The sequence below is a fragment of the Vibrio sp. McD22-P3 genome, from assembly GCF_021568915.1.
GTDB lineage: Bacteria > Pseudomonadota > Gammaproteobacteria > Enterobacterales > Vibrionaceae > Vibrio > Vibrio mediterranei.
Genome location: NZ_JAKGTN010000011.1, coordinates 151,501 through 167,361, shown reverse-complemented (window position 1 = coordinate 167,361; position 15,861 = coordinate 151,501). Strand labels below are relative to the sequence as shown.

The window sequence follows — 15,861 nt, the reverse complement described above, 5'->3', positions numbered from 1 at the left end:
AGACTCTTGTTTAATCGAGACCACCACTCATCACCTATATAGGGTTAGTGACGGTTCCGAGGTCGATGAGTTTCGTGCATATGAGGAGGAAATGGCTCGCCTAGCAGAGACCACCACTAAAAAGCAAAACCTGAGTGCAAACACACTAGCTACGTATCGAAATCCTGTGATTAAATTTATCGACTATTTACATGAAGCAGGAGTGATGGGAACAGACACTCCCTTGAATCTGCATCATGCATATAGAATGGTCACGAACTATCCCGCATACATTCAAAAAACAGTTCCAATTAACGCCTCTCATGAGCTTCAGACGATAAGAGCACTGATGGACGGATATCGCCCCAAGCTTGGGAATAATTCAGTTAATGTGCATTTAAATGCGATCGAGCACTATATCAATATCTCTGAGCGGTATGGCAGAGCGGTACATGACAGACTCATTCGATCCATGGGAATCTCACCGTCAGAGTCTGAGTACCAACCAATATTCAAACAGGTTTGGAACTCTACCGAGATATCACAGGCACAAAAACTATTTTGGCAGAAATACACAGCACTGGGAGGAATTCTAGGTTTACAAAATATGCATGGTGAAACAAGTCAGGTATTTTCACGCCTGCCCTCTAAAGACTCCCCTGTCAGAGATAAGATCGCAATCACACAGGAGCAAATAGAGTCATTTCTCAATCAGGAATCGCTTTCAGATCGTGATCGCACCCTATTCGCATTAGCTTTCGCAGGGGGCTTGCGTATCAGTGAGGCATTGATGCTCCAGCTCAAACACATCGATTTCACGCAACGAAGAATATTCTTGACCAAAAATATTTCTAAGCGAGGTCTAACCACAGAGGAACAAATGCTATGTTCAGCATGGAAAGGCCGTAATACTTTGAACAATGAGGTACACCTGTTTGGTGTAGCTGAAGAGATATTTTGGAAATCACTAGATAAGCTGCTAGTGAATATGGTCACTGATTATAGTCACGACTTTTTGTTCACCTATGAAAAAAACATCAACAGGGGACGACCGTATCTTCTGACTCAACGTGCCGACAAAAAACGTAGCCACTCCAATATCGTCAAGCGTTTTAAAAAAGGCTTAATGGCAATTGGAATTTCAAAGAACTCGCTTCACGGGCCGCATTTCGCTCGTCACGCTCTGGTCTTCTACCTACATAAAGAGTGCCCACGTCTAACCGAGGATGGAGAGTTAGAATTTGGTTATGAGATGCCAGATGTCAGTAACCTGATAGGTCATGTCAACTACACCAGTACCGTAAAATACAAACGCGATGACTCTGAGAAACTGGGTCGCCAACACAAATTATCTCGTGATATCACACGCCTTAACCTCGACGATCAAAAGGCTAAGTTGTTAACGGAACATCATGCTTTGCTCGAAAAAGCAAAAAAAGTCAATGAGATGCTAATGAAACTGGAGGCACACCAATAATGATATTCAACACTACTAGTTCCGCCTACTACCCGTCAGGTAAAGAAAAGGCAGATAGACGCTGTACTGAAATAGCCCTTCAGCTAGGGGGACAGGTCTCAACGTTTTTTTCCAATGTAGGTGTTGAAAAAAATTTTTGTGTTCCAGAGATGGATATCCTGAATCGCAGCTCCAATCTCAGCATAGGTAAGGCTGATGTACGTTGTGTGATATGTGAGATAGCAGCAAACATCTCTGATACAGAAACACTACTGAATATTGCATCTCATAAAGCCAGCGCTGCCAATTTCACTACCAGAAAGGCCCATGCACGAAAACCTGGCTATAAGGGTTATCACGGAGCAGTAGAGTTCGTTAATCAAATAGAAAAATTATTCCTATCAATAGGAATTGAGCCCGTGCAAATCAGTAAAGGAGTCTACCAAACCGTCATCCTATATTCCAGATTGATTCTTATTAAGCTTTGGAGAGAGGGCTTGGTAGTCCTCCCCATTACTGTCAACTTGGAATTAAGTTCCGAAAAGTTTGGCGAGTTTAGTAAGTTCAAATCTTCTAGCCATCGTTCTCGCCCCCCTATGTTTGGCGCGTCTGACGAATACTGTGAAAATCTGCAACTTGAGTTCACGGAACTAATTAATGACATAGGTAATGCTCCTTCGTTGGAGGTAAAATTGGTGGAACGAGAGGATGGAAAGTGCTATGACAAATTAGCAAGCATCCTCTACTGTAGCACGCTATACTCACCAAAAGACGTAACTGTAAGTTCCTACGACGACCTAACACGACTATTCTGTCTGTACGATACGTATGATTCCCAAAAGCCTTGTGACGCACACACACTAAAGGAATTGTCGAACAACACAATGCCATTCAAAGGTGCAAAAGCTGCGTTTAATGAGTTCAGAACAGCCGCCTCAAGATTGGGCTGTCATAAACGGGAGAGTTTGTCTGGTCATACTCATGCCATTACCAATGCCTATAGATCTGAACTGCTCCAACTCAACACCGCTACACAATTCAACCTTGAAGAGGTTATGTACGAACAGGATGAAGAAGCACTTTTTGAGTTCTTCGCTGACAATGATTACCAATCAACTCAGGAGTTTTATAATCGTGGTTTGATTGATGAGCCTGACCACACTAATTGGGATGTGTACAAGGACAAGCACCTCAGCTCAATGACTGCAAGCTCTTCTAGTAACCCTAAGTGGGGTTGGAACGTAATCTACCAGTACCTTGGGTACATATCCTGCTGGTGCGCGATGTTTCCAGAACAGGCTGAAAACGAAGCTATATCCACACCTACGACACTAAGAGAATTGGATAGAGAGACGTTCGTAATTCGGTCATTTTCCAACCAAGACATCGATACAGACCAATGGCCACGCACATTGGGGGAATTTATACTGCGCAAGTCGGTTTCAGTTGCTACATGGGTTAAAGCAGCCATTAACTCTATTGAAACCAACTTTCGTTTTGACAACGAACACGTAAGCTCCATTGGTAAGCTCTTACAACCCAAGGAGTTCACTAATGCATGGCATAAGTCGCAACGCGGTATCAAACTCGGTTCTCTGAGCGAGTCAGTGAAGAATGTATTTACACGGGATGAATACGCAGTATCTCTGCAAGTAGGCTACGCCCTAGAAAAATTTGGATCATACCTACAAGAGCGAATTCTCGAAGGTTATACCCCTGAACTGCTAGGTTTCAGATCCGTAAATTCATACCATACTGATAACCCATTTAGGCTGATTGAAATGGGGGCAAAAATCTCTACGCCTGTTGGAATATTGAGATATCAATTACACAACTCCCCTTTAAGCGGTGATATTGCTGAGAGTAAGCCTTTAGCCAATGTTTTCCACTGGGCAGTGCCATTGGAGCACTATCATGACTCTCTTCGTGTTGGAGAGAACAATAATAAAGCGCTAAGAAGAGCTGTTTACTCTCATGATTGCGCAGGATTTTCCCCAATCGTTTGGTACGTCGATGATCAACTGAAATACTCCTACAAGCGGCTGGACGCAACCTCGAAAATCATTGAGAACCCATTTTCGATGACTAAGTATGGAACCATAGATACGGATAAGGCGCAGTTAGTCGCTCCTTTACTTGGGCCAATCAGGGGCATTATTGTAGCTCTTGAACAAGGAATACGACACAAACATATCCGCTACCTAGACAAACGTCATTTCGACAAATATGTAGATGATGCAAATGAGGACGGTATTGTTCAGCTATTGGTAAGCACTGATAAAAGTCGTCGCAAACCATGGAAAGCCAGTTCTCATATTGATGTTATAGCAATGCTAAGAGCAGAAAGAGAATTTCAAAACTTGAGAACAGATGTTGACCACCTAGTACCTTATGATGACAAGAGAGAGATAGACGTCCTTTTTCGCAACGCATCTGGAGAGGCATTTTCAGAACTGGTATGGAGCGACATTTGGAAAATATTCCTTACGATTTCTCAAGGTATTATCAATAGCTCCTTCACTGATATGATGGAAAGCTGTGAGTTTGTTAAAATGGTGCCTCTATCCGCTAAAGACTCTATGACAGCACAAACAGTAGAGAGAACCATCACTGCTGATAGTGAATTCGTCACGCGAGCTAAGGTTTCAGGTAAAAATCGAACTCTTGGATTTGATGCTGATGGACATCGTGTGAAATTGTTGGCGATACTAACTCCTCACTCATCTCGAACGACCTACGTTAGCCACAGGGTTGGTTATATACCTATAGAGACTGTCAGTAAAAACATCGGTCACATGCAAATCAGTACAACCGCCTATTACAACAGGGAGACTGAGGAGGATCGGGCGCGTAAGGTCGGGGAGTATCGTAGAGCCAATCTAATGGTAGTGCGCGGTAACAAAAACAAGGATGAGATAATGCCTATGTGCACTAGTGATGTCTCACAGGATCAGGTTCGGGAATCGTTCAAGCAGAACCCCAGAGAGACGATGAGCCTGTACGGTTTCACATCGATTCCAATTGTTACTGTTGACGATGATGGTGATGAAATCATTAAAGATACTGGTATGGATCTGGTTGCCTCCACTCCTTTATCCATGATCGCGTTTTCATCAACCCACATCTGTGTTCACAACATGGAATGCCCCTCAGAAATCATAGCTGAAAATGGTGGTTATCAACGATGCGGCGTTTGTCGAATTAAGATCTGTCATGTAGATAACCTGATTTCTATTTCAAGGATGGTGCAGCGACTAGAGTTAGATTTGAAGACTAATGTAACATCACTAATTAACTTAAACCGAAATAAAGTTGCTGACGAAGCTGTACATAAAATCGAAGTGGCTCAACTTAAACGCAACGAATCTGTTTTAAAGTCAGAACTACTCGGTTGGCAGGCAGCTCTGAGGATTGTTGAGCAAACACGGAGCAGTCTGCTAGGCAAAAAGAATACTAATAAGTTTGTTGTACCTGCCCCTCGCCTGCTCAAAGAATCAATATCATGCGAAACATTCAAAATGTCTTTGGCAGAGTTGTTACTCAACCATATGACCAGTATGAGTGACGTGCCTTCACTGAATAGCCCTGAAATCCAAAAAACTGTAGCCAGGATTGAGAAGAAAATCTTAAACGATTCTAAGAACGCTAGTAATGAGGTTATGAAAAATGTTGAAGCCTGTTTCGTAAATGATTCCTTAGACCCTCGACATATTATGTCCCCAATCATGAGTATGTTAGACGCAAATATTATTACCAAAGCTCAGATTTTGGAGGTTATTGAGTGTGATTTATCAAACACTCAACCTCTAATGAGAAGTCCGCTACAAAGCAACGTAACAAAGGCGTTATCTAATGGTTAACAAAAGGACACAATCCCTGAAGGGGCGCATAGAGTTGGTTATTAAAACTCTCGATACATACATCGCAACGCCTAGTCTCAAGGCAGGTATTTCTAATATGGATCAGCTTGCAAAACAATTGGAGCGGGATACAGGGATTGGTTATTCAACTCTTCTAAAAAGTGAGGATAAGGGTGGATACTACCGAGGATACCTTGAGACCGCTTTGATAAAAGTCGCGCCTAGCACGAATAGCCTTGGTTCCCTAGCACAACCTCAGCCTAAAAACTGGGTACATCAAGATGCTATCTATAGGTCAAAGATTGGGCTTCTAAATAACGAGATCAAAAAGCTGAAAATTGAACTAAGACAGGCAGAACTTGCTATTTCTGATGCATCGAACTCACAACTGACGCTACAAGATGCAACTGAGAGCAGACAAGCTGACATTAATGTCGAGAAGCTATGCCGAGCGTTAGCTCGAATTCTTGATCACGAGGATGTAGGGTTAGACCTGATGCCAGATGGGCGAATTGAATATTTTGGTGAAACCCTTGTCAATTCTGAGCAGACACAGCCATATCTAGCATGGCAGGCACGCACCACACCCACCTCACACAGGGATTAAATTATTATGGATATCGAACCTATCAGATTGACCCCTGAACAAAAACAACTGAGAGGTACTGCTAAATCTGCTCTATACGTCGAATGCTATAAACAAGTTATTAGCCAGATGCGGGAGATGGGAATCAAATTTCCACGAGATGAGCGTGGCACGAACGAGCTAGGAATCAATGCCAGTAAATTGGCTAGATGGTGCGCGTTCAAGGATCGTGCAACTCTGTACAAAAACTCAGTCATTAGGGATGCTCTTCCCAGAGATGTGAAAAATATCGGTATTGAGGACTCTCAGCCAAGATCCATAACTGAGAAAAAACGAGATGACCTAGTTGCCAGTCAGCAATGCGATATTAACGAGCAAGGTCAATTAATCGTAACGCTTAACGCTCAAATTCAAACACTGGAACAGAAGCTGAAAATAGAAGTTTCTGAACGGGATGCACGGATACATGAGTTGGAACTGAAATTGGCTGCCTCAAAACAATCTGTTGATGACCATATGAGGTGTCATGCAGAGCAGGTTAGAAACTCTATCCTCAGTGGGGGGCGAACATTTGACCGAACTTAGATTATTAGTTACCAGTGTACATCCTCTGTTAAACGCATACATAGTTTATGGTAACTGCATCGATACTAACAAGCGATTGTCTGTTTATATCAAAAAAGCTTTCGCGTATAAGGAGCCCAGCGAAGCAGAAGTGTGGCTATTTTCATGTTCCAATCAAAAAGAGCTGATTAATTATCGCCCACAACATCATGCAACCTCAGGTAAATTATTATTGGTCGCATTCGATGTAGAGGGAGAGCTTACGCTCTTCGAACGAGCATTAAAACAATATGAACTGCCAACTCTAACTAAAAAGCTATTCCTCGGACATCCAGAGTTCCGAGGTATCGGATGTGGCAAGTCTCGAATTATGAAGGCTATCAAAAGAGTAGGCTCTGCAAGGCAATTTCTGAATGAGTTAAAAAACGGAAACCTCGCTGCTCTCGTTGATGCATTCAACAGCATTGAGCGTGGCGTGGCGTTTTTAACAGCATACCAAAACGTACATGCTGAGTTTGAGTCTATTGAATTCATCGACCAGGCTGGTTATGACACACGCACAGCACATCGGCTATTCAGGCTGTTAGGTCGCTCCACAAAGAGCTTGTTAACAAGTAACCCTTATGCTCCTATACGCATGGGAACCCGCTTTAACAATGCATGGGGCGTAGCTGAGCGACTAAGAAAGACGAGAGAAATTAGTATTCCTGACGACTCCCCTATTCGGTTGATTGGCGCTATTGATTGCGTGGTGTATCGCGAACTGAAGCAAAACCATACGGCTATCACTGAGGAGAAGTTTAGGGTAGCCCTATCATCGTTGATTGGTGAGGGCTTGATTGATATTGCGATTGATACGGGTCTTTCACTAACAGCAATATGCAGAACGAGTAAAGGTGACTATCAGGGCGTTGGGCTTGCAAACCTAGAGAGTATAGTCGAGAGATCAATGGCTTCAAAAATCGCCACCTCTAAGGAAGGTAAATTACCTAGTGATCGCATCTTTTCTCTCATTAATGAATTTGACGAACACTCATCAAGGATGAACGGGTTTAACCTCACCGAAGAACAAAAAAAACTCGCTTTCAATACCCTGACCAATGACCTGTCAATCGCGCAGGGTGAAGGCGGTACAGGGAAAAGCACAGCTATGGCATGTGTTAAGTACGTATGTAACCGTTTAGACCGACCTGCATATTTTGTGGCAGTAGCAGGCATAGCTAAGAAAAGAGTTAATGATGAATTAGAACGAATGTGCGTTATCCGAAAACAAAACACAAACCTTTTCGGAGAGAGCGAGTATGAGGTCTGTAGCTATACGGTTAGAGGGTTAATTCGACAGATTGAACGAACCTTAAATAACCCTGACATCAAGGGGGCAATACAGCTTAACGATAACCCACTAATTGTTTTTGATGAGTCGTCAATGCTTGATTTATCTCTTGTGGTAGAGTTTTTGTCACTCCTCGATAAGCACGCTTCCAGATATAGCATCTCAATGGTCGGAGACATTGCTCAGATAGCCCCTGTTGGCTTTGGAGTGGTTTGGCAGCACGCAGTCAGTCTTGGTGCCTTAAATGCTGCTACAGTGCCTTACAGCGAGCTTAAGCGAGTTCACAGACAAGGATCTGGCAACCCAATCAGAGAAGTTGCCACATTGGTGCGAACTGTAGGTCACTCAATGAAATCAGAGTGGTGCAACAGAACACAAGAGTTTTCAAACAATCCTTTAACCGAACTAACAGACCTGAGCTCTTTTACTGGTCAGGCAGGCGTGTACTATTCGCAAATTAATGACTCACAAATTATCCAAAACGCTTATTCATTATCTAAGCAACTAGGCTTAGATAAATCGCAAGTGATCACGCCTTACTCTAATGCTGATAACCCATTATCAACAGTGTCCATCAACAGCCATTTTATAGCAAACGAGCGATACAGTGATAACTCTGATACCCTGTGGGGGTTTGCCAAGGGTGATCGCGTTATTGTCACTCAGAACTTCGTATCTCTTGACCTATACAACGGTGATATGGCAACTGTCACTGATATTGTCTACGAGCAAGAAGATGCAGGTGAAAACATACAAAAGAAGTTAGTCTGCCAGTTTGCTGAAAAGACAGTCTATATCGATGAAGGTGCATGTTTTGATACTGGGTTAGTACATTGTTACGGTATCACAATTCATAAAACCCAAGGCTCTGAGTTTGCATACACTATCGTTCTACTACCTAGTTCTACCTCCACATCATTTGTGGAGAACAGCATGATTTATACTGCGCTAACACGCTCGAAAATCGCCACCATCTTTATTGGTGATATGGATACGCTAACAAAGGCAATAAACAGCAAACCTGCGTATATGAGAATTTGTACGGGTTTCGACCTTAAAGCGGAACTCCAAAACCAACTTTTATTGAGCGCATAATTCATAGCAAATGATAATAGCCCCGCAGGGATAAGGGCGGAAAGAAAAATACGGGGGAGTTCCCCCTAGAATCCGCCCGATACCCAGCCTAGCTGGTTACTTATCACAACTGACAGTGATACGCGCTTGCGCACCCTACAAGGCCATTTCATCCTCTAAGCCACCTACTATAACTATTGCACCACCCTTGCAGGACAAAGGTGGCGAACAATAATAAGTCTTTATGGGTTTACCAGGTCAGCCTGCTCTAAAACAAGCTCGACAGCTTCCGCCTGTTCATCAGGCGGGTAGACTGTACGTTTAAGTATCTGCTTAAAGCCCTATTAATCGGAAAACTCGCGTATTAAGAAGTTATCCTTCGACGCCCAACAAAGCAACTTAAACAATCAACGCTGAACCAAGAGCGCTTCAGTAATTTTTAAAAACTGATAGTTCAATTAGCATAAATCTGATTATCAATTGTTGGTATTGGTATGACGTGCAACTCTAGTGCTAATGTAGGCGGTTTGTTTTCTATAGGCCAAAACAAACAATACCCCTAAACCGCCAATTACGATAGCTTCCATATTGTCACTGAACCAAGGAGCCTGTAACGAATAAAACTCCCATATCTTCGCCCCTCCAAGACACAACATCACAGAACACAGAGTCCGAAACATATTGTTTTGTTCCGAAAGCGTAACAATTAGTCCATCTTCTTTTGACGCTACTAAATAGTCCGCATAGTCTGCAAACTTAACAACTCGTAGCTTCTTTAGAATTGGTTCCACCAACACCGAACCAATACGGCTGATGACCAAGCCAATAAAATAGTAAAAGAAGACACCTAGGACTAGATCATCCTGCCTTAGTGAGAATTGTGTAAGTTCTTCTAATAATACGACAAATAGCGCACCAGGAAACAAGTAATTAAACAAGTTATATGATGATATTTTAGCGAGTAATTCATTCATTTTCAGTCAAAGTTCCTGTTGTACCCTACTTTTAGGTTGATACCATCAGTTCCTTTGATCAGCATTACAAACGGTAGAGGTTGTTTTTGTTTCGTAATTTCTTCCAATGTACGCGAATCAATGCTCGACTCTTTAGATGTAGAGTGAGGGTGTGAATGCCATGTCCCCAGTGGTAATAACATCTCATTACAACTGTTCATCAAAGCATTACACTCACTGTCTTTATCAAGCGGCTCCAGAGTCAATCCCGTTGGGGTAGATGTAAATGTACCTTTGGATGCAAACACTATTGAGATACGATTTAGCTCCATATTCACTAGACCACATAGGTAACCGCCAGCTTCTTTTGGCGAATACTCACGAGTTACTTTATCGCATTTCTCTATCACAGACGAATGAATGGTAATATACCATTCAACTCCATCAACATCAGCAACCTTTTGAGCCTCGAAGCTCAATTCGTCTTGCTGGGCTACAGGGACGTATCCTCTGGGTAGACCGTCATCATCTAAAACATTGATACCCAACATCGCTGTCGGCTGAGACATTTGTTTTCTGATTAATGGCACAAACGTTGAAGCATGGTTTAGTACTGAAGACCAAGGCAAGGCCAAAGTTTCACTACTACAACTTAAGCCTACTAGCTTAGCTTCTAAAGAGGCATCTCGAATCAACCAGTCACGTAGTGCCTCCACCCAAGACGAAGATAAGATCAGGTATGCATCAAGATCTAGGATGTCTGCACCTTCCCCATTACTTTGCTGGCATTGTATTACACCAATACGCCCGCTATCGGAAACATAAACTCGTGTAACGGCACATGAAGGACGTTCTTGCCATGACCCCATGAGATCTGAACCAGTTGTGTCTACAAGTAAATCGAGTTTAGAGCAGGCAGTTCGTTCATTTTGGATTTCAAAATGCTTATCAAAACCTTCAATCCCCTTTCGATGCTCTTCACTCAACTGTTTTAGTCGGTCAACAACCATTCTCGCTTTAGTTGACAACACTGGCGTTTCAAAAGTAGAGTCAATACAAACATGACGAGCAGAATTGTGTAGCTCTATACTATCCCTATCCCACTGTTTGATATTGTAGACGCCAGATCTCGCCAATTGATCTGAGATTGCAGAGCCCAACGCACCTGCACCGATAAAACCTAACGAGCCTTCGTTGGGTTCAACCCCAGAGATTTGAGCTAACTCTTCTGGTTTCATTCGAGAGCGTAGCGACAAAAAGTCTACATGAGTTTTTCGTCTACGATAGTGGATTAGAAACGGAAGCAACTCAACTTTTCTATACTCTTCATCTTTAGAAAGCCCCATTATTTCCGAGATCATCGCTTTAGGTCTACGTTTAGCAATAACAACTATAGCTGCTCGCTCTTCGTTGAAACGAGAGAACTCAGACTCAACAATCTCAATAAAGTTATTGAAAGTATCATCACAAGCAAACGCTTTAAGATCAGCTAAAGACTCTATTTCACTGCTATCATTAATATCATTAACACAACGATGGTTTGGCACTATGACAAACGTGTTTAGGTGCTCAAGCTGTTCTCCCTTGATACTCACTTGCTGCGTAACACATTGACCGCTTTTCCTTGCGTTAACATAGCTATTAATATTTTTGAGGTTAATATCTGCTTTATTAGCAGAGACACCAAATAGCACCCCCTTGAATCTACTAAAAAAAACTTTTGTATCAAGCTTTAATAGCATTCCTGCGTTCTTAGGGTTACATATCATCTCTTGCAACTTCGGCGCATTTGTAACTAGGCTAGCACAACTCGTTCGAGGGGATGGTTCCCATCCATCAGTATTTAGATCTCCCAAAGATGCGTCAACCAACCACTCTTGTAGCACGCTGACAAGGCTTTCGATACCTTTTTGCATGTATAGAGCTTTAGTTCCACCTTTACGCCATAAGCAGATTGAGACTGGCGAAGTCACCTTAGTTGGGTTTAAATGAGGTAGATGTCGAGGAAAATCATCTCGAATCGCCAGAACATCAGGCGCGTCTCTTGCCTCAGTTTTTGCGTAACTTAACGTTATTTTTTCTGGATTATGAATTCGCTTGTCAGGAGCTTGAGGGTAATGAGGGAAATGAATATCAAAACAGACATCGACCGACTGTTCCAATACGTTAATAGAAGAGAGCAGCACGTCTTCGTGCTGCTCTAATACCCTCACATCATAACCAATCCAATCTGGTAGTGCTGGCATTTCAATTATCCATATGTCGTAGGCTTGTTGACTGCGGCCGCTTTAGTAGCATTACTGCTTTTCGTTTTCTTCTCTAGAGTTATACCTTTATCATCCAAAGTAAACACCACAGGAGCCGTTTTTCCTTCGTGATCTGCTGTACAGAAAAAACGTTCTTTGGATTCATCTTTATCAGAAGTTTTCAATATTGAAATCCACTTCTTCTTAGCTTTGTAATGAGGCGGATTATCATCATCATCCTTAATTTTTTTAGAAGAAGATACAACGAATGCTTTTCCCAATGGATGACTAAGGGCATTAATAGCCTTGTCATTATCTACGTAGTCGCTGTTTTTATCTGTTTTGTCTTCTTTCTTCGCAAAAGGAGTCAAACTACAATGATGTGGTGCGGTACATAAATGCCAATCTAGATCTTCTACTTTATAGTCAGTATCAAGGCGTTCCCATACTTCACACTCAGCATCACCACCTAAAAGAATCTTTGTATTATTTTTATCACCACTATAGACCCAACGCACTACAACACTACTGTTATTGCGGCTTTCGCCTTCAACCTCTTCACTGTTTGGTGCTAAAACTTTACCTTTAAGCTTAGTTCCTACCGATAAGCTGTCACCTTCTTTGACGATTTTTAAGCGATTCCCTTCCTTATCAGCAGCCACTGTACCTTTAAGCCGATTGCGACGGCGAATTTCGTTTAATATCGCTCTTGACTGATCTGTTTTCTCTTCTGTCAATGCTCGTTCAGAACATGCTATTTCACAAACAAGTAGCGTTTTGCCATCATTTTTCCAGTTGTCTGGAGTGCCACAATGAAATACGTCGGAAAAGCCTAACACATGATCTTGATCTTGATGAGTAGACACAAAAAGGCTTAACTTATTGTCTGTGCATGAGTCTTTAATATCATCAAAAATATCATATACATCATCATCAGAAGTGCGGTATTTAATGTCTGTAAGAACCGACTTATAACCCGACTTGATTAAAATGCTATCACCATTATCAACTGGTAAGTATTTAATATAATCTGCCATGACAGCTCCTTGTCTATCAGTGGTTTAAATGTCTCTAAAGCGATGAATTACCTGATTGCTAGAACCACGCCATAGTAATTCAGGATCATAGCTATCTTGTTCGAATTTCCCATCAATAAGCACATCGATATTGTTCACGATCGCCTGCTGTTTTAGGTTCAATTCAGCTAAGGTGTAACCCGTCCACATCCAGATATCTTTGTCTGGACATTCTTTTTTTACTCTCAAAACTAATTGATAAATTTGTTCTAAGTTAGCAGGATGAAGAGGATCGCCGCCAGATAAAGATAAGCCACGTCTCTTTATACGCTTATCTTTAAGATCAGCGATTATCTGATCTTCCATCTCTTGGGTGAATGGGTGACCAGAATTTGGGTTCAGTGTCGATTTGTTGTAGCAACCACGGCAGTTATGTTCGCACCCTGCAACAAACAGGGTGCAACGTGTACCCTCACCATTTACAACATCAACCTGCTGATATTTATGGTAATTCATAATACACTACATATGTTTAACACGTCTAATAACTTCTTCCTGCTTACCTGAGTTGAACGGGCGAGCATCTGGTGAACCCAAGTAACCACAAACACGTCGTGTTACCGATACCTTCTTAGGATCGTGGTTGCCACACTTCGGACACGTAAAACCTTTACTTGTACACTCGAACTCACCTGTAAAACCACACTCATAACACTCATCAATTGGCGTGTTAGTGCCGTAATAAGGCACTCGGTCGTAGCTGTAGTCCCACACATTCTCTAGCGCTTCGATATTACGCTGCATGTTAGGGAACTCGCCGTAACAGATAAAGCCACCACTCGCTAGTTCAGGGTATGGCATCTCGAAGTCAATCTTGTCGTATGGATTAACTTTCTTCTGGACATCAAGGTGGAAGCTATTCGTGTAGTAACCTTTGTCAGTCACGCTATCTAGTACACCGAACTCTTTAGTATCTAGTGCGCAGAATCGAGTGCACAAATTTTCAGAAGGCGTGCTGTATAAGCTGTAGCCCCAGCCACTTTGCTCTTTCCAACCATCTACTTTATTCTTCAGGAACTTAACGATCTCGATACCCTTCTGACGAAGAGTTTTATCATCAAAAATATGCTCACCATCTTTAGCGTAAAGAGCGTTGATGGTTTCATGAATACCAATGTATCCCATCGAGATTGAAGCACGACCATTCTTGAAGATGTCCAACACTTCGTCATCTGGGTTCAGTCGAACACCCAGAGCGCCTTCTGTATATAGTATTGGTGCAACGCGTGCCTTCACGCCACGGAGTCTGTCAATGCGTGTTTCGAGAGCACGACGAACAAGCTCTGTGCGCTCTTCCATAATTTCGTAGAACTTCGCCTCATCACCATTAGCCTCAATAGCAATACGAGGTAGATTCAGGCTCACGACGCCGAGGTTATTACGTCCTTCGTGAATTTCATTGCCATTCTCATCTACATAACGACCTAGAAAGCTACGGCAGCCCATTGGGGCTTTGAATGAACCAGTAACTTCCACTACTTTGTCGTAGTTCAGAATGTCTGGATACATACGTTTTGAAGCACACTCTAGAGCAAGCTCCTTTATATCGTAGTTTGGATCTTCTTTTTTAAGGTTGATGCCATCTTTGATTGTGAACAACAATTTAGGGAAAACAGCAGTCTTCTTGTTTTTACCTAATCCTTTGATTCTATTTTGAAAAATAGACTTCTGAATCAACTTAGACTCCCAGCTTGTACCCAATCCTAAGTTCACAGAAAGGAAGGGGGTCTGCCCATTACTTGAGAAAAGCGTATTGATCTCGTACTCAAGAGATTGGAATGCATCGTAAACTTCCTTTTCTGTAAGTTTACGTGCATAAGCCTCAGGATTTGGTACATCCCACTCTTTTGCCGTAGTGAGATGCTTCTCATGACTTACTGTAACGTAAGGTGCTAGTACCTCATCTAGACGGTTCAATGTAGTACCACCATAAGTATGGCTAGCTACTTGCGCTACGATTTGGGCAGTAACGGCTGTTGCTGTTTGGATTGACTTAGGTGTGTCGATTTCTGCATTACCCATTCTGAAACCGTTCTTCAGCATGTTCTCTAGATCTACAATCATGCAGTTGAACATCGGGAAGAATGGAGAGTAATCCAGATCATGGTAATGGATCTCACCAATCTCATGTGCTTGAACAATATCACGCGGTAGCATGTGGTGTTTTGCATAGTGCTTAGAGATGATACCTGCAAGAAGATCGCGCTGCGTGGGAATTACTTTGCCATCCTTATTTGCATTTTCATTCAGTAGATCAGCGTTGCTTTGATCAACCAAACCAGAAATTTCAGCACTTAATGCACTTGCTTTTTCACGTTGTATATCACGGTCATGACGATACTCAATGTAAGCACGAGCTACATCTTCATCTACATGCATTAATTCTTTTTCGACCAGAGACTGGATCTTGGAAATCTCTATTTCGACTTTACCATTCATCTTCTCGCATACGTTAGCGGCTACAATATCGCCAAGTTCGCGCTTAGGGCTGTTGATGCTCTCTGCTGCTGCTTGAACAGCATTCTTAATGAGTTGTGCGTTAAAGGTTGCTTTTGCACCGTCACGTTTAACCACAACTGCTAATTCGTGTTGCTTCATAATCATATTCATTTCTCCTTATAGTTTTATTTTCTGAGCTGCAATTTGAAAGGCTTGTTTTTGTAAGTTTTGTTTCTTTTGAAACTCACGAGAGTACTCTCCCGAAAAAACAGCCAACTCAGCCAGGTGAAATGAA

General features: G+C 42.3%; 11 protein-coding genes. 5 read left to right on the top strand and 6 right to left on the bottom strand.

What is annotated here, in order from left to right; all coding sequences use genetic code 11:
• Positions 1 to 91 precede the first annotated feature (91 nt).
• Genes L2W36_RS14695 through L2W36_RS14675 form a run of 5 tightly spaced genes read left to right on the top strand, consistent with a single transcriptional unit; the run spans position 92 to position 8,873 of the window.
• A complete protein-coding gene (locus L2W36_RS14695; RefSeq protein ID WP_236110410.1) occupies positions 92 to 1,456 on the top strand; it encodes a site-specific integrase in 1,365 nt (454 codons plus the stop codon).
• Positions 1,456 to 5,295 carry a hypothetical protein gene (locus L2W36_RS14690; protein ID WP_236110409.1) on the top strand — a complete coding sequence of 1,280 codons (3,840 nt, stop codon included), beginning with the start codon at positions 1,456 to 1,458 and terminating at the stop codon, positions 5,293 to 5,295. Before L2W36_RS14695 ends, L2W36_RS14690 begins: the two co-directional genes overlap by 1 nt.
• Entirely contained in the window at positions 5,288 to 5,902 is a 615-nt protein-coding gene (locus L2W36_RS14685) for a hypothetical protein (protein ID WP_236110408.1), read from the top strand. Before L2W36_RS14690 ends, L2W36_RS14685 begins: the two co-directional genes overlap by 8 nt.
• 6 nt (positions 5,903 to 5,908) lie before the next feature.
• A complete protein-coding gene (locus tag L2W36_RS14680) occupies positions 5,909 to 6,466 on the top strand; it encodes a hypothetical protein (protein WP_236110407.1) in 558 nt (185 codons plus the stop codon).
• Positions 6,453 to 8,873, top strand: a complete 2,421-nt coding sequence (locus L2W36_RS14675) for an AAA family ATPase (RefSeq protein ID WP_236110406.1) — start codon at positions 6,453 to 6,455, stop codon at positions 8,871 to 8,873. The genes L2W36_RS14680 and L2W36_RS14675 overlap by 14 nt, the downstream gene beginning before the upstream one ends.
• 221 nt (positions 8,874 to 9,094) lie before the next feature.
• On the opposite strand, the gene L2W36_RS27515 is transcribed toward L2W36_RS14675, so the two are convergent.
• The 6 genes from L2W36_RS27515 to nrdD form a co-directional block, all read right to left on the bottom strand.
• Positions 9,095 to 9,181 carry a hypothetical protein gene (locus tag L2W36_RS27515; RefSeq protein ID WP_443088399.1) on the bottom strand — a complete coding sequence of 29 codons (87 nt, stop codon included), beginning with the start codon at positions 9,179 to 9,181 and terminating at the stop codon, positions 9,095 to 9,097.
• A 147-nt stretch (positions 9,182 to 9,328) separates the two neighbouring features.
• Positions 9,329 to 9,826, bottom strand: coding sequence for a hypothetical protein (locus L2W36_RS14670; protein ID WP_236110405.1), 498 nt, complete (start codon positions 9,824 to 9,826; stop codon positions 9,329 to 9,331).
• A 2-nt stretch (positions 9,827 to 9,828) separates the two neighbouring features.
• Positions 9,829 to 12,051: a ThiF family adenylyltransferase gene (locus L2W36_RS14665; protein WP_236110404.1), complete on the bottom strand. Its 2,223-nt coding sequence runs from the start codon at positions 12,049 to 12,051 to the stop codon at positions 9,829 to 9,831.
• A 5-nt stretch (positions 12,052 to 12,056) separates the two neighbouring features.
• Entirely contained in the window at positions 12,057 to 13,088 is a 1,032-nt protein-coding gene (locus L2W36_RS14660; protein WP_236110403.1) for a hypothetical protein, read from the bottom strand.
• A gap of 24 nt (positions 13,089 to 13,112) precedes the next feature.
• A complete protein-coding gene (gene nrdG / locus L2W36_RS14655) occupies positions 13,113 to 13,583 on the bottom strand; it encodes an anaerobic ribonucleoside-triphosphate reductase-activating protein (RefSeq protein ID WP_236110402.1) in 471 nt (156 codons plus the stop codon).
• 6 nt (positions 13,584 to 13,589) lie between these two features.
• Positions 13,590 to 15,731, bottom strand: coding sequence for an anaerobic ribonucleoside-triphosphate reductase (nrdD, locus tag L2W36_RS14650; protein ID WP_443088397.1), 2,142 nt, complete (start codon positions 15,729 to 15,731; stop codon positions 13,590 to 13,592).
• Positions 15,732 to 15,861: the final 130 nt, after the last annotated feature.

What these genes read in the sequence shown, in the direction of transcription:
- L2W36_RS14690 (WP_236110409.1), top strand. Translation starts at nt 1,456, where the DNA reads ATGATATTCAACACTACTAGTTCCGCCTACTACCCGTCAGGTAAAGAA.
- L2W36_RS14665 (WP_236110404.1), bottom strand. Translation starts at nt 12,051, where the DNA reads ATGCCAGCACTACCAGATTGGATTGGTTATGATGTGAGGGTATTAGAG.
- L2W36_RS14670 (WP_236110405.1), bottom strand. Translation starts at nt 9,826, where the DNA reads ATGAATGAATTACTCGCTAAAATATCATCATATAACTTGTTTAATTAC.
- nrdD (WP_443088397.1), bottom strand. Translation starts at nt 15,731, where the DNA reads ATGATTATGAAGCAACACGAATTAGCAGTTGTGGTTAAACGTGACGGT.
- L2W36_RS14660 (WP_236110403.1), bottom strand. Translation starts at nt 13,088, where the DNA reads ATGGCAGATTATATTAAATACTTACCAGTTGATAATGGTGATAGCATT.
- L2W36_RS14685 (WP_236110408.1), top strand. Translation starts at nt 5,288, where the DNA reads ATGGTTAACAAAAGGACACAATCCCTGAAGGGGCGCATAGAGTTGGTT.
- L2W36_RS14695 (WP_236110410.1), top strand. Translation starts at nt 92, where the DNA reads ATGGCTCGCCTAGCAGAGACCACCACTAAAAAGCAAAACCTGAGTGCA.
- nrdG (WP_236110402.1), bottom strand. Translation starts at nt 13,583, where the DNA reads ATGAATTACCATAAATATCAGCAGGTTGATGTTGTAAATGGTGAGGGT.
- L2W36_RS14680 (WP_236110407.1), top strand. Translation starts at nt 5,909, where the DNA reads ATGGATATCGAACCTATCAGATTGACCCCTGAACAAAAACAACTGAGA.